We start from the raw sequence: 17701 nt of genomic DNA, 5'->3' as shown, positions 1-17701 counted from the left end.
GACGGGTCGCATCACGACTATCTCGTCTCGGCTTCCGCTGTTATGCCGCCTGCGGTTGCGCTGGCAGATGTGCCCGACCCGCCCGGACCATCATCCGACAGATCGATTGATACGTTGACGCTTCCGGCTGTGGCACTTGCACTGGTCGAACGACCGGCACGGGCCTCGGCCCGCGCGGCTGGCGGATCGGATCGCGACGGGGCCGAACGGCTGGCCGATCGGGAGGCTGAGGATCGCTCTGGTTCGGCGGCCTCCCTTTCCGGACGCCGTTGCGGCTCGCTGGTGTCCACTCGCACACGCGGGGACAACGCCTCGGCGCCAGAACACCCGCCAATGTTCACCTGGAACGGCGGCAAAAGACGCTGCTGCGCTTGCAGAAACGGGAACCCGGTTGTCACAGCCTTATCGTATTGCGCCACATCGGCAGGCTGACCGACTCCACCGCCGGGACTGGTGGCGAACATGCTGCATTGGTAATCCCCGCGCCGGCAACCACCGCTCAGGCTGCACATCTGCACTGCGCCTTCCAGAACCAACATCGCGCTTTGTTCGCCTGACGGCACCCAGATATCAAAGGTTGTGCCCCGCACGGCCATCGTTGCCGTCGGTGTCTTTATCGAATAGGCGCGCTTTTTGCTGTTGCCGGAGATAAAGCGAAAACTGCCGCCCAAGGCCTGAACCGCAAAGCTCTTGGCCTTTCGGTTCCCGCGCAGCATCGAGACATCCAGCACCATCTTAGCATTGGGGCCCACAGCAATCTTCGTCTCATCATTGAAGACCAATTGCACAACACCCGAGCGGTTCGTCGTGATCATATCGCCGGACGCCACATCCATGCCCTTGCGCAGGGTCAATGTCTGACCGGCGCGGACAACCTCGGCCCCGGGTTTGACGCTCAGCACTTTCCCGATTGAAGCTGACACCGTGGCGGGCAGCGAAACAAAAAATAGAATACATAGAAAAATCTTCAGACAAGCCAAAATCAGGTCCCCTTCCCCCAAAGGTTCTCGTTGAGGCCAACAACGCCTCACGCCCGATTTTGCACCTCAGAATGCTAACTTCATTTGATCATTATGAATTTAAAATCTGAACAAATATGCGTCAAAAACGATGTGTATTGCAAGTATGGGACCACTTTTAGGTTTCTTGTGAACTTTCGACCCTTCATCACCGGCCGGATTGTCTTAGCCGCTAACGCTTTGCATCGCAGCAAATGAAGCCAGGTGTTTATTAGTTGCAGCAGGGTTCGTCAGAGTTCGGCAAAAGGGTTACTCAACCCGTCATGCACAACTGAGTGAACGACCATACAGCCTTTGGGAACCGCGGGCTTAGTGTCCGCTGACTGTACCAGATGTTCTAAAACCGACCCGGCGGCAACAGTCCAATTACCGTCAACACGCCCGGACAATTCGGGTGTTTTACCGTAATTTCAACAAGTTCAGTGGTTTTGTCCGAACAGAACACAAATTGGAAATTTCGCCTTGTATTCCCGTCGCTTGCAAGGATATACCCGTCGGCGGAGACGTGGCCGAGTGGTCGAAGGCGCTCCCCTGCTAAGGGAGTAGGCGGGAAACCGTCTCGAGGGTTCGAATCCCTTCGTCTCCGCCACCTAAACCTATTCCGATTTTTGATCAATTCGACTGTCCTGCCTTGGCAAGGCGTTGGCGGTGCGGTCTGTCAGCTCCGTCTGACGCTTCGGTGTAGGTCGCATTGCCCAATGAACCCGGCGGCCATGCCTTCCGTTGCATTAATGAAAATTAACTTTTCCGCAGGACTCACTGCTATAGGCCCTCACCATATGCGGTTTAGGAAATAGGAGTGATGACTATGAAAATTACCGCATTTCTGGGCTTTGTTGCTCTGAGCTTAACCCTGCTTGGCTCCGCTGCGTCTGCCGGTTGTTATTTCGGCACGGATGCGTTGACGGGAATGGAGACGATCATCTGTGAATCCGACGGCGTTGTGTCCACTTGGGGCACGATGGTGGCCGAGGCCTGAGCTTGATTGACCGCGCCCAGCGGGTCGCGCGACAACGGGACTGACGCTTCGGAGGCAGTGGTTTCCTGACAGTTGCCTGTTATTCCTGACCTGAGTCTTGCACGGCAGGTTTGCCCGTGCGCATGGTGTTCAGCGCCAAAGTCCGCTGTTCCTTTGTGATAAAAACCTTGCGCGAGGTTTTGAGAACTATCCAACACAGAAATCATCTTGGCGTTTCGCCTAACAGATTTCCGTGATTCCAGTTCGTGGAATACCCTCGAATTGATGCGAGTGTCAGCTCATAGCGTTCAATTGACGGATCTCGTCCGCCGTCAACATACGCGGGTTCAAACCTCGGGTCAGCACGGCAAGCTTTGCGGTTTCTTCCAGTTCTTCCATCGCGAAAACGGCGGACCAGAGGTCGCGACCTGCCACGACCGGTCCGTGATTGGCCAGCAGAACTGCTGCGTACCGACCTGCCAAACCCTTGACCGCGTCGCCCATTGCGGCATCTCCGGGCAAGAAGAAAGGAAGCAGCTTCACCTTCCCAACTCTCATCACCGTGTAAGGTGTCAGCGCAGGCAGTGCGTCGTCTGAATTGATGTCTGGGAGCATCGACAGCGCAACCGAGTAAGTCGAGTGAAGGTGAACAACAGCGCCTGTCCTTTCTCGGGTCTCATAGAACGCTGTATGCAAGTGGATTTCCTTGGTTGGCGTGTCGCCGCTCAAGAGTTTGAAGTCGGCATCCAGGTGACTGATCCGGGACGGGTCCAAAAATCCCAACGAACTGCCCGTGGGTGTCATCAGTACGGTGCCATCCGACAGGCGTGCCGAAATATTGCCGGATGCGCCATAGGTCAGCCCCCGGTCAAAAAGCGACTTGGCGATAAGGCAGATCTCCTCGCGCAGTTTGGTTTCTTCGCTCACGCAGATCGCTCCATTTTCGCCAGCGCATCAGAGAAAAAGTCTCGGCCCCCGAAATTGCCGGATTTCAGTGCCAGCGCAATCGGGCGTGTATGTTGAAGACACAATACCGGGACGCCCGCCGTAAGACGTGGGCCGATCTCCAGCGCCTTGGCTTTCATCCCTTCAACCACCGCGCCAGAGGTTTCGCCGCCAGCCACAACTATTTTGGCCGCACCTTTGGCCAGCAAGTGCCCCGACAATTCTGCAAATAGCGACTCAATTGCGGTTGCCGCCCGATTTGTCCCGTACCGATCCTGCGCAGCTTTGACCAAAGCGGGTTCTGCGGATGAATAAATCAAAGGCGCAACCGGCTGCGCCAAAGCCCAATCTGCAAGCTCTTTCGGGTCTGCATTACCGGTCACAGCATCTTCGGCACTGACCTCTCGGTAAGGTGCCAGCTCTTTGTAGACTTCGACCTGCTGCCGCGTCGCACGGCTGCACGACCCGGACAATACGACCCCGGGACCGTTTACCGGGTCCCAAGTCGGTTTGGTCGCCGCGATACCAAAGTTCGCGGGCAGACCCAGTGCGATTCCGGACCCTCCGCAAAGCAGCGGCGCGCCTGCGGCAGCCTGACCAATTTCGATCAAGTCCAAATCGCTGATTGCATCAACGATTGCGTGGCCACTGGTCGGCAAAGCTGCGCGAACTGCGGTCGCGCCGCGCGATACGGTTCGTGCATCGACATGGGAAACCGGCCTGTTGGACTGGGACGCCAGCACCCGTCTGAGATCTGCGTCGCGCATGGGCGTAAGCGGATGGTCCTGCATACCACTTTCGTTCAACAGCTTATCCCGGACGAACAGATGCCCCTGATAAACGCTGCGACCATTTTCGGGGAAGGCCGGGCAAACAATAACGCCTTCGGCATTCAATCTGTCCGAAAGCGCGTCAAGAACGGGCCCTATGTTGCCTTTGCATGTGCTGTCAAAAGTCGAACACACCTTGAAGACGATTTGTTGCGCACCCTGACCCAACAACCATTCACAGGCTGCAAGACTGTCCTGGACTGCCGTTTTGGCCGGTGCCGTTCTCGACTTCAGGGCCACAACACCAGCGTCAAGGTTGGGGCTTGCAGGCTCCGCTGGCACGCCCACGAACAAACACGCCCGCATCCCGGCCTCGGCCAATGTCAGAGCGATGTCAGATGCGCCGGTGAAATCGTCAGCAATGACGCCGATCTTCATAACTCGATCTCCCTCATCGGCCCCGGGTCCAATCGATGGATATGCGGCGCGGTTCCCACCGGAAAAACTTCGCGCACAAGGGGGTCATGACCGGGCACGATCAGTCGGGGATGCGATGCCAGCCTCTCCAAGGTCGCAAAACCGTCCATCATGTCCTGCATGTCGACCACGATGGGAAACGCCTTGCGTGCCATGAAATTCTCGTAATAGTGCGACGCGTCCGAAGCCAGCACCATCCAACCGCCGGGCGTTCGCACGCGCACGCATTGCAGCCCGCGCGAGTGCCCGCCAATGCAGTGAACTGTCACGCCTTCGGCAATCTCGGCATCGCCATCGTGGAAGATGATTTTACCGGAATAGAGCCGCTTTACCGCCTCGCAGACATGGCCCGCCGTGAAAGGCGCGCGAAGATGGTCGTCGCACATGCAGGGACCGGTTGCAAAAGCCATTTCAGTTGATTGCATATGCAGCGTCGCGTTCGGGAACAGATGCAGCCCGCCCGCGTGATCATAGTGCAGATGGGTGACGATCACCTGGCGCACCGCCTCCGGGGTTATCCCTAGCGGGCGCAAGGCCTCTCGCGGGTCCATGGCGATGGGCCTGCCGCGCAATGTGGCTTCTTCCGAGTCATATCCAGTGTCAACCAGCAGCACCTCATCTCCGCGCTTGAGCACCCAGATGAAATAATCCATCGCGTGGGGTGCATCATGGTTGTCGTCGATGATGAAACTGTCGGCACGCGTTCGGGCGTTGCGATCTGCGTATTTAACGGCGTGGATTTCCCAGTCGCTCATCGGATGACCTCGGAAAACGTGTGAACGGTCTTGGCGTCAATCATATCTGCCACGGCGGCATCGAACGACTTAAAATGCGGGCTTTCAAGGTGAATGCCGAACGCAGCACTGTCATCATAAATCTCGTACAGGAATACCGCTTGCGGGTCGTCACCCAAGCATATGTCGAACTGGTGGCACCCGGCTTCCTCGCGCAGCGAAGTGGACGCATTTTCGGTAATCAACGGTATGAACGCCTCCCGCATTCCGGATTTCAGAGTGAAGGTGACAGTAACGGCAAACATCAGGCGGATAATCCTTTCAGGCGTGAAAAAGCGCGCTTGGCAATCGGCAATTGGCTGAGGATCAGGCCAATATTGAGCAAAAGCAGAATGGCAGCGCCGGGGCGTGAGAAAAAGACCGAGAGGTCGCCGTCGGACAAAAACAATGAACGCCGGAACGTCTCATCAAACAATCCACCGAGGATGACCCCGATCACAAGCGGCGCGATAGGGTATTTCATCAGGTTCATGAAATAGGCAACGGCACCAACACCGAGCATCAGGTAGAGGTCATTGATGCCTCCCCCGACACTGAAGGACCCAATTGTTGTCAGGACCATCACGACCGGCAGGAACACCGTCTGCGGGATTGCGAGTATCTTGATAAACACCCGCGCCGTGAACAGGCCCATCAGAAACATCGTCAGCGAGGCCAGAACGAGGATTGCAACCACGCGCAAGATGATCTCGGGTTCGATGGTCGGTCCGGGGATCACGTTGTTGATCTTGAACGCCCCCATCAAGGCCGCAGCGGGTGGTGAGCCCGGAATGCCCAGAACCAAAAGCGGGATCAAAGCGCCGCCGATACAGGCGTTGTTCGCGGTTTCGGAGCACAAAAGCCCTTCCAAGGAGCCACGCCCAAACTTCTCTCCCTCCGAGGATACGGTCTTGCCAACCCCATAGCTGACCCAACCCGCAACATCCTCCCCTACCCCCGGCAGCGCGCCGACCCCAGTGCCTATGACCCCGGACCGCCCAATCGTGGGCAGGTAGCGGCGGACAGAGCGTAGATTGGGCAGGATGCGCCCCTTCAGCGCCAGAACTTTTCCCGCTTCTATGTGCCGAAGCCCCTCGATGATTTGCGGAATGGCAAATGCACCCATCAATACCGGCACCACCTGAAACCCGCTCATCAGATATGACCAGCCAAAGGTATAGCGCGGTTCCGACAGCAGCGGGTCAAGCCCAACCATCGACATGGCAAGCCCGATCAACCCCGCGATCCAACCTTTAATCACAAGGTCCTCGCTCATCAAAGTGCCGGACAGAAGAATGCCGAACAGCGCCAGCAGCGCCTTTTCCGGGCTTGCGATGTTCTTGGACACCAGCAGCAGCGCCCAGACAAAGATCAACAGCGTGATTGTACCGATAACCGTGCCAAGGAAACTTGCCGTTGTTGTCAGTCCCAGCGCTTCACCGCCCCGCCCGGCCTTGGCCAAAGGATAACCGTCCATCGCCGTGGCCGCGCTGGCCGCTGTGCCGGGGATGTTCAGCAGGATCGACGGATAAGACCCCCCGTAGATTGCGCCGACATACGCCCCAAGCAATGCGATCAGCGAGTAATCCAGCGGTATCTTATTGCCGAAAAACCCGGTCAGGATCGTGACAGCCAGCGTCGCAGTCAAGCCCGGCAAGGCACCAAATGTGATCCCGAGGAAAACCGAGGCGATCAGGTATAGATAGGTCAGCGGGTCACCGGCCAGACCGACGAAGGCGCTTCCAAATCCGGCGAGTTGCGAAAGGATAAATTCCATCCTCTCAGCCTTTCCACATCGGACGAAGCGTGACGTAGTAGTGGTATTCGATCTGCTTGAAGATCAGCCCGCTCCGCGCTGGGACGTTCTGTCGAAACACAAAGGCCATCGCGCAAACGAGGATCAGCGGAGCCAATATTGCGACGAATGGGACAACCCGCAAAACGCGCTCGGATCCCGCCTTGGCCAGCACCAAAATGGTCAGGACGGCCCACAGGACCAATGTGACCCAATCATCGACATGCGCGTTCCAATCCGCCTGCGCAGGAAAGCTGATCAGCGCAAAGAGCCCTGCGGCCACGACCATGACGCAAGCCACCAAAGCGCGCCGCGCATGTCCGCCGTAATTTCCGTAGGTCAAAGCGGTGATCAGCAACCCTGAACACAAAATGAAATCCACTCTGGGCACCAAACCAACCACAAAGGCCAGCAAGATCAGACCGATCGTTGAGGTGCGGAACACTTCGATTTTGTACCACCCGATCCCGGCAGCATCCAACGCGTTCCGTGCGCCCCCGGACCGGATGGAATTGGCCAGCAGGACCAGGGACAGGATGAGCATCCCACCAAAGATGAAGAGCGGTACGATTGCGGCCGAGTTATACCAATCAGACCCGCTGACGCCTGCACGGTTTTCGCCCCAAAGCGGAATGTCAGAGGTTTTCCAAAGAAAGAACAGGGACACCGCAATCAAAACAAGCGATGCCCAGAAGTCACGCGCCCGCATGACCAGTGTTTCGTCAACCTTATCCATGTCCCGCCTCCGAAGGGAAAGGGCGCGGGAATGCGCGCCCTTTCGGAAAGCTCAAACTCAGGGCTTTTCGATACCCAGCGAGGCAGGATCGACCGTGGCCGCACCCAAGTCCTTGAGTGTATAGGCAAACGTGGCCTCAAGGTTGGCAAACAACTCTTGTGCCTCTGCGCCATGCTGGCCGCCAACATCATAATTGTTTGCTGCGGCCCATTCGGCAACCGTTTCTGACGCGATCGCCTGCTCAAACGCGTCGCCCAACGCCGCCTTGACGTCATCGCCGGCAGAGTTGTGCACCGCAAACCCAATCGCCTGTTTCAGCGGCAGGTATTGATCCAGCCCGTCATAGATGCCGAAAGCCGATGGCACTGTCATCCCAGCGATTTCCGCATCGTCCGGCGTCAGCATCGCAAGCGGCTTGAGTTGGCCGCCCTCGATCAGCGGGGCCTGTTCAGCCAGCGACGTCACAACAAGCGCCACTTCGCCTGCCAGGGCTGCTTCCTGCCCCGGCGCTGAGCCCTTATAGGGCACAAACTTGAACTCGGCCCCCGACCCTTTTTCGATCGCCAGCAGGTTCAGGTGATGAATGGACCCCGCACCAGAGGCGGCTGCAGGGATTGTGCCGGGTGCCGCCTTTGCGGCGTCAACAAGCTCTTCAAGACTATTATACGGGCTGTCGGCTGGCACCGAGATCAGGTCAGGTGAGCCACCCACTACGAACGGGTACCAGAAATCAAACTTCTTGTCCCAGCCACCCTGCACGGCTGCGGTGACGTTCGACTCGGACAGACCAACCAAGGTGTAGCCATCATCCGGCTGGTTCATCACATAGACCATCCCGTTGGACCCTGCGACGCCACCGGTTTGATTGATCACATTGATCGAGACAGGCAGGTGCTTTTCCATCTCGGCCATGATCATGCGGTTGATGGTGTCGGTGCCTCCGCCAGCCCCCCAGACCACTGCAGTGGTGATATCTCTGTAAGGGTAGTCCTGCGCTGCGGCAGTGCCCGCAATACCGGTTGCCACGATGGCTGCGGCTGCAAGGCGCCCAAGCTTAACTCTCATTTCCTAGTCCTCCCAAAACATCTGTGTGTTTGTTATTGCATTTTTTTACGTATACGTTAAAGAATGCATTGTCAACGGACTGTGGTTAAGGCTGCAATCGCGCTATGAAGGCGCAACGGGAAGGAAGCGGGTCCAAATGAACAAAAATTACGAAGTTGCAGTTTTTCAGGGGGACGGAATTGGCCCGGAAATCATGGCGCCAACACTTGATATTCTGCGCCGACTTTCCGAAGAAAACCCCGGCTATAGCCTGACCTTCAAAGACGCCCCAGCCGGTGCGGCCCATTACGCGGCAACCGGAGAGTCCTTCCCCGCAGAGTCACTGGAAACCGCGCGCGCGGCCGATGCGATTCTGCTGTCAGCGATGGGCCTGCCGGATGTGCGGTATGAGGATGGAACAGAAATCTCACCGCAGATCGACCTGCGAAAACAACTCGGCCTGTTTGCTGGCGTGCGCCCGGTGAAGGTGAGCAACGGCCAAACGACACCCTTGGCGCTCCCGAATGGCAAAGAGATCGATTTCGTCCTCATCCGCGAAAGCACCGAAGGGCTGTTTTTCACCCAAGGCGCGGGTGAAGTGACCCAGGACGAGGCGCGTGAGACCTTGTTGATCACCCGCGACGTGTCGGAAAAGCTGTTCCGCTTTGCGTTTGATCTGGCCAGAAACCGCAGGGCTTCGGGGCGTGGAACCGGGCGCGTCACCTGCGTGGACAAAGCCAATGTGTTCCGCGCCTTCGCCTTCTTCCGGTCCTTGTTCAATGCCGAGGCCGCGCGTCACCCTGATTTGAAAGCCGATCATGCCTATGTGGATGCAACCGCGCTTTGGATGGTTCAGAAGCCTTGGGAATTCGACGTTCTGGTGACCGAAAATATGTTTGGCGACATCCTGTCGGACCTTGGCGCGGGCCTGATGGGCGGGCTTGGACTGGCCCCATCGGCGGATATCGGATTGGATCATGCGGTGTTTCAACCCTGCCACGGATCTGCCCCCGATATCGCCGGTCAAGGTATAGCCAACCCATTTGCGATGATCCTGTCCGCGGCCATGATGCTTGAATGGTTGGGTATCACTCACGATCACGCGGCGCTGTCCAACGACGGTCAACGTTTGCGCGAAGCCGTGGAGAAAGTGACAGCCAACGGGAGCAACCTGACGCGCGATCTGGGCGGCACGGCAGGCACAGCGGATGCCGCCAATTCCGTGATGAAAGCGCTGCGGGCATGACGATAAAGCAAGAGATCAGGGTCGCTTGCGTCGGCGCGGGATATTTCAGCAAGTTCCACTATGAAAGCTGGTCTCGCATGCCCGGCGCGGTTCCGGTCGCCGCGTGCAACCGAGACATCAGCAAGGCGAATGCAACCGGATTATCGGCCTATGATGACCTTTCGGAGATGCTTCGGACAGAAAAGCCGGATCTCGTGGACATCATCCTGCCCCCCATTGCGCAGGCCGATGCCATCCGAACTGCGTTGCGCTCTGGCATCAAGTGGCTGATTTGCCAAAAACCGTTCTGCCAGTCGCTGGAAGAAGCAGAAGCTGTGGTTGCCGAAGCAGAAGCGATAGGCACCACGATCATCGTGCACGAGAACTTTCGCTTTCAACCTTGGTATCGCACGATCAGAAACGCGATGTCAGAAGGCCGAATTGGCACACCGCAACAAGCGACATTCCGACTGCGCCCGGGTGACGGACAAGGACCGCGCGCCTATTTGGACCGGCAGCCCTACTTTCAGGAAATGCCGCGGTTTCTGGTGCACGAGACAGCCGTTCATTGGATTGATACGTTCCGCTTTCTTTTCGATGCGCCCAGCGCTGTTTATGCCGACCTGCGCCGGGTCAATCCGGTTATCTCGGGCGAGGACGCGGGGTATATTCTTTTTGACCACCCAAACGGGCTGAAGGCCCTGTTCGATGGCAACAGATGCCTTGATCACAGTGCAGAAAACCTGCGTCAAACAATGGGCGAGGCGTTGATTGAAGGAACAGAAGGGTCGCTGGTTTTGAATGGGGATGGGTCGGTTGAACTCCGACCTTTTGGGAAACAGACAAGCCAGCAAGTTCTTCCCCCAAGCACACATGACGGATTTGGGGGCGATTGCGTCCACGCCTTGCAAAGTCACGTCATTTCAGGCCTTTTAAAGGGCACACCGCTTGAGAACACGGCCCGGGACTATTTGGACGTGATCCGCATCGAAGAGGCCATCTACCGCTCGGCAGCGGAGGGACGGAAGATCAATCTGGAGACGCCGTGAAGGATCAGGACAACAAAACGCTTTCCAACACACAACGCGCCGTCCGTGACCTTCGCCAGATGATCGTGTCCGGCGAACTGGCTGCCGGAACCGATCATCTGGAATCGGAACTGGCCGCTACTTTGGGCATGTCACGCACCCCAGTGCGCGAGGCCGCACTGATGTTGGAAAGCAAGGGCTTGCTGGAAATGCGCCCGCGTAAAGGCGTTCGAATTCTGCCGGTTTCCTCGGAAGATATGCGCGAAATTTACGACATCCTGACCGAACTCGAGAGTCTCGCCGCACAACGCGCCGCCGAGGCGGGTTATTCGAAAGAGGATCTTGCCGTTCTGGCCGCATCCATTGCGCAGATGGACAAAGCGATAGAGACCGAAGATCTGGAGGCTTGGGCCAAGGCCGATGAGCTGTTCCATCAGGAGCTTGTGCGTCTGGGTGGAAACAAACGCATCGAAGCGATCGTCGCGATGATGAGCGATCAGGTGCGGCGCGCGCGTGCGACGACGCTGTTTATCAGGCCCCTGCCCGTCAAATCCAACGAAGATCACCGTGCGGTTTTTCAGGCAATCTGTGAGGGCCGCCCTGATGAGGCGCATGACCGCCATCGCGAGCACAGGCTGCAGGCGAAGGCGATCCTGTGCGGGATCTTGGAAAAACACCGGCTTAACAGCCTGTGAACCCGCGCCACACCTCAAGCCGCTGGATCAAAACCGACCAGTATTGCAAAGATCAACTGCCCAAGCGGCCAGCGATCACTTGCAGATCGGCAATTCGAGGGGCGGTTGTTTTGGCAGCGAGTCCCGCCACTGATTGATGATCGGCTGAAGAGTGCTTTTTGGCCAGAACTTTGGCGCGCCGATTGCGTTTAGGCAGGTTGCATTCCAGTAGACGCCCGCGCGCGTCAGCGATTTCCCCTTTTTGACGGCTTTGGCAACGGCGTTGATGTCTTTCGATTCCGGGTAAATGTAGAGAGTCGTCGGGTTCCGCTCCACCAGTGCCAAAATCTCTTTCGAAGCCGATTGCGACCATGTCGTGCACCCGTTGCTGCGCCCACCGGTGTAGTTCACAAGCCTTCCGTAAGGAACATATCCATCCTTGTCAGCATGTGAGCTTTGCGGGTTTTTGAACCGGCACTGCCACTTCAGAAAAACCGCTGTGTGCCCGCCGATGGCACGCTCTCTGGCGTTGCTCGTCTCTCCCTCTCCGTCGAACAACAGGAAGGTCCGGTAAAACGGGGTGCGTTTTCCGGACTGGTTATAATAGCCCTTGAAAGACGTTCGGGATTCTGCCGTTAGATAGGCACCGCCCGCCGTCAGTTTCGATCCCTCGGCATTGCTGAAATTCTTTGCGCATTGCCGCCCGTTCGCGAAATTGGCACGTTGGAGCTTTCTGCCGTTCCCGTAACCAGATGACACCGCCCGGAACGACTTTTGCGACTCGCAAATCACATAAAACCGCCGCCCCGGGTTCCCATTTGGTGAGGTGCTGGGGCGCGTGGCGTCTTTGGCAAGATAGCAGGGATTTCGAACTTCACCCTGACGGACCTTCTTTTGATATAGCGCGCGCGCCCTTTTCAGGACGATGGGCGCAATCTGGCCGTCAGCGGTGCCAACATGCTTTTGCAACCAGGATGGAATGTCTTTCGACAACGCATGGGCGCTATTTGGCATTGATCCGACCAAGGCGGTTAAGGTCATGACGAAAAAAGAAAATCGGAGTGAATTCGGTAGCAACGGGACTGCTCCTGCTAGAATATCCTCGGCACCAGTCTAGCACAGAGAGCGCTGACCTCCTTGGTGGAGTTTTGCACGAGGCAGTTCGACTGTGGCCGTGAACCCACGTTTCGTTCATTCCGCCACTTTCGGCTGCTTGTAACACGAAGAAGACGACTCCGCTTGAGAACCGGACTGGAAATTCGCAAATCATTCGCCAAATGAAAGGCATGATTACCCGCCGGCCCTTTTTTGTTGGCTCTGCAATCTCCCTGACCGCACCGCGCCTTGCAGTCGGCCAAACAGATGCTCTGGCGTCTGCGATCCAAAACCTGCCGCAGTTGCATTCAATGCAGGTCCAGCGCGGAGACGAGGTCGTCTTTGCGTCGGCCCCCAACGGGCCAGGGCTGGATCGACCGGCGAACATAAAGTCCTGTTCCAAGAGCATCGTCGCCCTGTTGCTGGGAACTGCAATAAACAGTCAGGAAATTCCATCGATAGATGCGACCCTGCGGGAAGTTGCGCCGCAATTGCTGCCGGCAGACGCCACGCCCGGTGCGGAAAACATCACTATGGAAGATCTGGTCACCCTCCGCGCAGGTCTGGAACGCACCTCCGGCGGCAATTACGGAGCATGGATCAGTTCCCCAAACTGGATTGCCGACGCTCTCAGCCGACCGATGATCGCAGAACCGGGAACGCGGATGCTCTATTCCACAGGCTCGACTCATGTGTTGGGCGCGGCATTGACGGAGGCGGCAGGTCAAAACCTGCTACAGATGACCCGCGCACGATTGGGCGAACCGCTTGGGATTGAGGTGCCCGCATGGGTGCGTGACCCGCAGGGGTACTATCTGGGTGGAAACGAAATGGCCCTGACGCCAAGGGCAATGCTGAAGATTGCAATCATGCTCAGGGACAGGGGCGCGTTCGGTAGCCAACAGGTCGTGCCGGAAAACTGGATCTCCGCATCTACGCAGCCCCATGGCCGGTCGCAATTCTCGGGCCTGGCCTATGGGTACGGCTGGTTTCTTACCCCGTCCGGTTTCGCACTGGCGCGCGGCTACGGCGGGCAGATCATTGCTGCCCATCCGCGTCGCAACCTTGCTGTGGCAATCACGTCTGACCCGACGCGACCAGCGCGTTCCGGTGGCTATTTCGGAGATTTAATCCAGCTTTTGAACGGGCCCGTTTTGAACGTCACCTAGGTGCGTTCAAAACTGAACCGATCAGGGGGCAAACATCATCGGTGTACAAGCGCGAAAACAAGTGTCCTGGCCTGACGGCACTGACTTATGACCGCTTCCGGATCGAAACGCCGTTGTGAAACAAATGAACCTTGGCCGGATCAGCGTTCAGCTTGACCTTGTGCCCCCGCAGGTTTTTTTCGATACCCGGGAACTTTGCGACAACGCCATCTGCGTCGGACGCGCTTGCGAAATACAGCAACGTCACCTCGCCCAAAGCTTCAATGAAATCGACGTCGCCCTCAAAAAAACCAGAGGCTTCATCGGCAAAGAAGTCCTCCGGGCGCACGCCGATGTTCACCTTCAGACCCATTTGGTCCGGGTCGGTTGCAATGGACGAAACGGCCGTACCGCCAGAATCGAGTTTGATCGATGTCTGCTCGCCAGTACCGGATATGACACCGGGCAGCAGATTCATCGCAGGTGATCCAATGAACTGCGCGACGAATTCGTTGTCAGGTGTCTCGTAAAGTTCCAAGGGCGTACCAACCTGCGCGACCCCCTTGTTGGCCAGAACGACGATCCGGCTGGCCAGTGTCATCGCCTCGACCTGGTCATGGGTAACATAGATCATCGTGCTGTCCGGCATCGCTTCTTTCAGGCGCGCGATTTCGATCCGGGTCGCGACGCGCAGCGCTGCGTCGAGGTTTGAGAGAGGTTCGTCAAACAGATATACTTTTGGGTCGCGCACGATGGCGCGCCCGATGGCGACACGCTGACGCTGACCACCTGACAGCGCCTTTGGAAGACGGTCCAGGAAGGGTTCCAACTGAAGAATCCTGGCTGCTCGCTCAACGGCCGCATCGACCTCGGCCGTCGGCATTTTTGCGATCTTCAGCGCGAAAGCCATATTTTCCCGCACCGTCATGTGCGGGTAAAGCGCATAGGACTGGAACACCATCGCAATCCCGCGTTGCGCAGGCGGGACATCGTTCATGACTTGCCCCTCGATCTCCAGCGTACCGCCCGAGATCTTTTCCAACCCTGCAATCATGCGCAGCAAAGTGGACTTGCCGCAGCCCGAGGGCCCGACGAAGACGATCAGTTCGCCGGTATCAATGTCGAGATCGATATGTTTCAGAACATCGATCGAACCATAGGTTTTGGCCACATCCGTGAGTTTGAGTTCCGACATGACTTACCTCTTTTCTCTGGTCAAAAGACAGAACTGGGCGGCATCAAGCACCACAGTTTCTGCCGCATGCACACTGCCCAGGTCTTCGCCAATGACGCGCCAGTTTCCTTTTGGCAGAGTGATCTCGGCGGCATCTGTTCCGAGATTGAAGGCGCAGTACACCTGTTCTGTCGCGTCTTCCCGCAGGAACGTCAGCACCGAGCCTTGTTGCGCCATGTCAACCTGCGCGCCCGACATCAATGCGGGGTGCGCATGCCGCAGGGCGATCGCACGGCGATAGTGGTGCAGCATCGATTGTGTGTCCCGCTCGGACTGGTCCACGGCACGCTCAGCTTGCGCGGAGCTGACGGGCAACCATGGTTTGCCGGTGCTGAAACCCGACTGCTCATCCTGTGCCGTCCAGACCATTGGCGTGCGGCACCCGTCGCGACCCTTGAATTCGGGCCAGAATTCGATGCCGTAAGGATCCTGGAGGTCCTCAAAGGGCACATCAGCCTCTGGCAAACCCAACTCTTCGCCCTGGTACAAACATGCCGAACCACGCAGGCACATCATCAGAACCGCATACTGACGCATCGCTGCATCGTTCAGGCCCCAACGCGAGGCGTGGCGTTGCACATCGTGGTTGGAAAACGCCCAGCAGGGCCATGCATCACCTGCTTTGTCCTCCAGTTGATCAAAGACCTGCTTGGCATAAGCTGCTGTCAGCGCACGCTTTTCCAGAAACTCAAACGCGTAACACGTATGCATGCGTTTATCGCCGCTGGTGTATTCCCCCATGATCTCGAGCCCGCGCTGGGCATCGCCCACCTCTCCCAAACACGCGCGGCCTTCGTACTCATCCGTCAGTGCCCTGAGCCGTTCGAGGAACGCGATGTTTTCCGGCTGGCTTTTCGAATACAGGTGATCCTGATGGTTATAGGGATTCACCTGCGGCGCGATGGATGCATTGCGCTGATCCATCGGCAAGGCGGGGTTGTCGCGCAACTGGCTGTCGTGGAAATAAAAGTTGATCGTATCCAGCCGAAACCCGTCGACCCCCATGTCCAACCAGAACCGTGCAACATCCAGCAACGCGTCCTGAACGTCGGTACAATGAAAGTTCAAATCTGGCTGCGATGTCAGGAAGTTATGCAAATAGTATTGCTGGCGACGGGAATCCCACTGCCATGCCGACCCGCCAAAGATCGACAGCCAGTTGTTGGGCGGTGTGCCATCCGGTTTTGCATCGGCCCAGACATACCAATCAGACCGGGGATTGTCCCGGTTGGCGCGGCTTTCACTGAACCACGGGTGCTGGTCCGATGTGTGCGACAGCACCAGATCGATCATCACCTTCAATCCCAGCGCATGGGCCTGCTCCAACAGCGCGCCAAAGTCATCCATCGTTCCGAACATCGGATCAATGGCGCGATAGTCGCTGACATCATAGCCGAAGTCTTTCATCGGAGACTTGAAGAACGGCGAAATCCAGATCGCATCGACGCCAAGCGACGCGATGTAGGGAAGACGCTGCGCTATACCTTTCAAGTCCCCGATTCCGTCGCCGGTGCTGTCTTGAAAGCTGCGCGGATAAATCTGGTAGATGACCCCGCCCCGCCACCAATCTGGCGAAACTTCGGTTGCGGTTTTCAGGTTTGCGTTGTTCTGCACGTTCATAACACGCCTTTATTTGACAGACCCGGCCAGCAGACCGCGGACCAGATATTTCTGCATTGCAAAGAAGACGACCAGCGGCACGGCAATCGAAACAAACGCCGCCGTGGCCAGAATTTCCCAATTGCCGCCGCGCGTGCCCAACAGCTCGACAATGCGGTTGGTCATGACGGTGGTCTGGCCTGTGGCGTCGATCAGGAACACTTTGGCGACCAGAAGATCGTTCCACGTCCACAGGAACTGGAAGATCGCAAAAGATGCCAACGCCGGGAAGCTGAGCGGCAGGATCAGTTTTGTGAAAATCTGAAACTCTGTCGCGCCATCAACGCGCGCGTTTTCGATCAGGTCGCGCGGCAATCCGGCCATGTAGTTTCGCAATAGGTAGATCGCCAGCGGCATCCCAAAGCCGGTATGGGCCAGCCAGACGCCCAGATAGCCTTTGCCAATCCCGATATTCAGGTGGAATTTCAGCAATGGTATCAGTGCCAGTTGCAGCGGCACCACCAGCAGACCCACGACAGCCGCGATCAGCAACGCGCGGCCCGGAAATTCCATCCATGCAAGCGCGTAGGCCGCAAAGGCCGCAACAAGGATCGGAATGATCGTTGCCGGGATGGTGACGGTCAGCGTACTGAAGAAGGCCCGGCCCATACTGTCGTCGCCACTGCTGCTGAACAACACCTTTCGATAATTATCCAGCGTGAATTCCGGCGATTGCGTGGCCGTCACGAACACGCGCACGCCGCGATTGCCGCTGAATTCCTCGGCGTTTTCCATCCGGTAGGTGCCATCCGCGTCCACGGTGATCGTCCCACCCCGGCGCAGTTCCGCTGTCTCACCCGGCGCATAGGCATCGACCTCACGCGCGCTGATCCCCCACCTTGAAATCGCCGCTTGTTGGTCATCATCAAACAGCGTGCCCTCAATCACATACAGATCACCCTGCTGTACCTGCGTCTCGGGTGCGGCGCTGCGCAGTGTCAGGTTCTGCTCTGACGGGAACATCGACCGCCACCAGCCGCTGCCGGAAATCTGATCTGCCGTCCGGAACGATGAGACCAACAGCCCCACCGTAGGGATCACCCACAGCGCCACCAAAAGCACGACCGAGGCCTGGACGACCCAGCGTAAGGCGGGTTTGGTACCTGCAATATCGCTCATAC

17 protein-coding genes and 1 tRNA gene are annotated in these 17701 nt (G+C 57.5%); 6 read left to right on the top strand and 12 right to left on the bottom strand.

Annotated features, from left to right (window positions below; genetic code table 11):
• Positions 1–17 precede the first annotated feature (17 nt).
• Positions 18–923, bottom strand: coding sequence for a FecR domain-containing protein (locus RA28_RS01185; protein ID WP_052261333.1), 906 nt, complete (start codon positions 921–923; stop codon positions 18–20).
• A gap of 595 nt (positions 924–1518) precedes the next feature.
• Between RA28_RS01185 and RA28_RS01180 the strand changes: the two genes are divergently transcribed.
• Together RA28_RS01180 and RA28_RS22740 are read left to right on the top strand one after the other, a co-directional pair.
• Positions 1519–1608: transfer RNA gene (locus RA28_RS01180), tRNA-Ser, on the top strand.
• A 219-nt stretch (positions 1609–1827) separates the two neighbouring features.
• Positions 1828–1998 carry a hypothetical protein gene (locus RA28_RS22740; RefSeq protein WP_193747336.1) on the top strand — a complete coding sequence of 57 codons (171 nt, stop codon included), beginning with the start codon at positions 1828–1830 and terminating at the stop codon, positions 1996–1998.
• A gap of 273 nt (positions 1999–2271) precedes the next feature.
• On the opposite strand, the gene otnC is transcribed toward RA28_RS22740, so the two are convergent.
• Genes otnC through RA28_RS01145 form a run of 7 tightly spaced genes read right to left on the bottom strand, consistent with a single transcriptional unit; the run spans position 2272 to position 8538 of the window.
• The gene (gene otnC / locus RA28_RS01175) at positions 2272–2904 is read right to left on the bottom strand and encodes a 3-oxo-tetronate 4-phosphate decarboxylase (protein ID WP_039522833.1); all 633 of its coding nucleotides are present in this window, start codon (positions 2902–2904) and stop codon (positions 2272–2274) included.
• The gene (gene otnK / locus RA28_RS01170) at positions 2901–4130 is read right to left on the bottom strand and encodes a 3-oxo-tetronate kinase (RefSeq protein ID WP_039522830.1); all 1230 of its coding nucleotides are present in this window, start codon (positions 4128–4130) and stop codon (positions 2901–2903) included. The genes otnC and otnK overlap by 4 nt, the downstream gene beginning before the upstream one ends.
• Positions 4127–4924 (bottom strand): N-acyl homoserine lactonase family protein, encoded by a 798-nt coding sequence (locus RA28_RS01165; protein ID WP_039522828.1) that lies wholly within the window; start codon positions 4922–4924, stop codon positions 4127–4129. The genes otnK and RA28_RS01165 overlap by 4 nt, the downstream gene beginning before the upstream one ends.
• Positions 4921–5208 (bottom strand): putative quinol monooxygenase, encoded by a 288-nt coding sequence (locus tag RA28_RS01160; RefSeq protein ID WP_039522825.1) that lies wholly within the window; start codon positions 5206–5208, stop codon positions 4921–4923. The genes RA28_RS01165 and RA28_RS01160 overlap by 4 nt, the downstream gene beginning before the upstream one ends.
• On the bottom strand, positions 5208–6719 hold the full coding sequence (locus tag RA28_RS01155) for a tripartite tricarboxylate transporter permease (RefSeq protein ID WP_039522823.1): 1512 nt from the start codon (positions 6717–6719) through the stop codon (positions 5208–5210). The genes RA28_RS01160 and RA28_RS01155 overlap by 1 nt, the downstream gene beginning before the upstream one ends.
• 4 nt (positions 6720–6723) lie before the next feature.
• A complete protein-coding gene (locus tag RA28_RS01150) occupies positions 6724–7473 on the bottom strand; it encodes a hypothetical protein (protein ID WP_039522820.1) in 750 nt (249 codons plus the stop codon).
• Between the two features lie 57 nt (positions 7474–7530).
• On the bottom strand, positions 7531–8538 hold the full coding sequence (locus RA28_RS01145) for a Bug family tripartite tricarboxylate transporter substrate binding protein (protein ID WP_039522817.1): 1008 nt from the start codon (positions 8536–8538) through the stop codon (positions 7531–7533).
• Between the two features lie 136 nt (positions 8539–8674).
• Here RA28_RS01145 and RA28_RS01140 point away from each other — a divergent pair, with 136 nt between their 5' ends.
• Genes RA28_RS01140 through RA28_RS01130 form a run of 3 tightly spaced genes read left to right on the top strand, consistent with a single transcriptional unit; the run spans position 8675 to position 11465 of the window.
• Positions 8675–9763, top strand: a complete 1089-nt coding sequence (locus RA28_RS01140; protein ID WP_039525468.1) for an isocitrate/isopropylmalate dehydrogenase family protein — start codon at positions 8675–8677, stop codon at positions 9761–9763.
• The gene (locus tag RA28_RS01135; RefSeq protein ID WP_039522815.1) at positions 9760–10791 is read left to right on the top strand and encodes a Gfo/Idh/MocA family protein; all 1032 of its coding nucleotides are present in this window, start codon (positions 9760–9762) and stop codon (positions 10789–10791) included. The genes RA28_RS01140 and RA28_RS01135 overlap by 4 nt, the downstream gene beginning before the upstream one ends.
• A complete protein-coding gene (locus tag RA28_RS01130) occupies positions 10788–11465 on the top strand; it encodes a GntR family transcriptional regulator (RefSeq protein WP_039522812.1) in 678 nt (225 codons plus the stop codon). The genes RA28_RS01135 and RA28_RS01130 overlap by 4 nt, the downstream gene beginning before the upstream one ends.
• Positions 11466–11540: 75 nt before the next feature.
• Here the strand turns inward: RA28_RS01130 and RA28_RS01125 are convergent, their stop codons facing one another.
• Complete coding sequence (locus RA28_RS01125) at positions 11541–12485, bottom strand: murein L,D-transpeptidase catalytic domain family protein (protein ID WP_039522810.1); 945 nt, start codon at positions 12483–12485, stop codon at positions 11541–11543.
• A 245-nt stretch (positions 12486–12730) separates the two neighbouring features.
• Here RA28_RS01125 and RA28_RS01120 point away from each other — a divergent pair, with 245 nt between their 5' ends.
• The gene (locus RA28_RS01120) at positions 12731–13708 is read left to right on the top strand and encodes a serine hydrolase domain-containing protein (RefSeq protein ID WP_039525464.1); all 978 of its coding nucleotides are present in this window, start codon (positions 12731–12733) and stop codon (positions 13706–13708) included.
• Positions 13709–13793: 85 nt separating this feature from the next.
• Here the strand turns inward: RA28_RS01120 and RA28_RS01115 are convergent, their stop codons facing one another.
• Genes RA28_RS01115 through RA28_RS01105 form a run of 3 tightly spaced genes read right to left on the bottom strand, consistent with a single transcriptional unit; the run spans position 13794 to position 17699 of the window.
• Positions 13794–14882: an ABC transporter ATP-binding protein gene (locus RA28_RS01115; protein WP_039522807.1), complete on the bottom strand. Its 1089-nt coding sequence runs from the start codon at positions 14880–14882 to the stop codon at positions 13794–13796.
• Between the two features lie 3 nt (positions 14883–14885).
• On the bottom strand, positions 14886–16541 hold the full coding sequence (locus RA28_RS01110; protein WP_039522803.1) for an alpha-glucosidase: 1656 nt from the start codon (positions 16539–16541) through the stop codon (positions 14886–14888).
• A 9-nt stretch (positions 16542–16550) separates the two neighbouring features.
• Positions 16551–17699, bottom strand: a complete 1149-nt coding sequence (locus RA28_RS01105; protein ID WP_039522794.1) for a carbohydrate ABC transporter permease — start codon at positions 17697–17699, stop codon at positions 16551–16553.
• Positions 17700–17701: the final 2 nt, after the last annotated feature.

It is taken from the genome of Ruegeria sp. ANG-S4 (assembly GCF_000814005.1).
Classification (GTDB): Bacteria; Pseudomonadota; Alphaproteobacteria; order Rhodobacterales; family Rhodobacteraceae; genus Ruegeria.
Note: the sequence above shows the minus strand (reverse complement) of the source record. Positions and strands in the feature narration are given on the sequence as shown.

Coding starts and splice junctions, on each gene's coding strand:
- RA28_RS22740 (WP_193747336.1), top strand. CDS start 1,828: ATGAAAATTACCGCATTTCTGGGCTTTGTTGCTCTGAGCTTAACCCTG.
- otnK (WP_039522830.1), bottom strand. CDS start 4,130: ATGAAGATCGGCGTCATTGCTGACGATTTCACCGGCGCATCTGACATC.
- RA28_RS01165 (WP_039522828.1), bottom strand. CDS start 4,924: ATGAGCGACTGGGAAATCCACGCCGTTAAATACGCAGATCGCAACGCC.
- RA28_RS01160 (WP_039522825.1), bottom strand. CDS start 5,208: ATGTTTGCCGTTACTGTCACCTTCACTCTGAAATCCGGAATGCGGGAG.
- RA28_RS01155 (WP_039522823.1), bottom strand. CDS start 6,719: ATGGAATTTATCCTTTCGCAACTCGCCGGATTTGGAAGCGCCTTCGTC.
- RA28_RS01150 (WP_039522820.1), bottom strand. CDS start 7,473: ATGGATAAGGTTGACGAAACACTGGTCATGCGGGCGCGTGACTTCTGG.
- RA28_RS01145 (WP_039522817.1), bottom strand. CDS start 8,538: ATGAGAGTTAAGCTTGGGCGCCTTGCAGCCGCAGCCATCGTGGCAACC.
- RA28_RS01140 (WP_039525468.1), top strand. CDS start 8,675: ATGAACAAAAATTACGAAGTTGCAGTTTTTCAGGGGGACGGAATTGGC.
- RA28_RS01135 (WP_039522815.1), top strand. CDS start 9,760: ATGACGATAAAGCAAGAGATCAGGGTCGCTTGCGTCGGCGCGGGATAT.
- RA28_RS01125 (WP_039522810.1), bottom strand. CDS start 12,485: ATGACCTTAACCGCCTTGGTCGGATCAATGCCAAATAGCGCCCATGCG.
- RA28_RS01120 (WP_039525464.1), top strand. CDS start 12,731: ATGATTACCCGCCGGCCCTTTTTTGTTGGCTCTGCAATCTCCCTGACC.
- RA28_RS01115 (WP_039522807.1), bottom strand. CDS start 14,882: ATGTCGGAACTCAAACTCACGGATGTGGCCAAAACCTATGGTTCGATC.
- RA28_RS01110 (WP_039522803.1), bottom strand. CDS start 16,541: ATGAACGTGCAGAACAACGCAAACCTGAAAACCGCAACCGAAGTTTCG.
- RA28_RS01105 (WP_039522794.1), bottom strand. CDS start 17,699: ATGAGCGATATTGCAGGTACCAAACCCGCCTTACGCTGGGTCGTCCAG.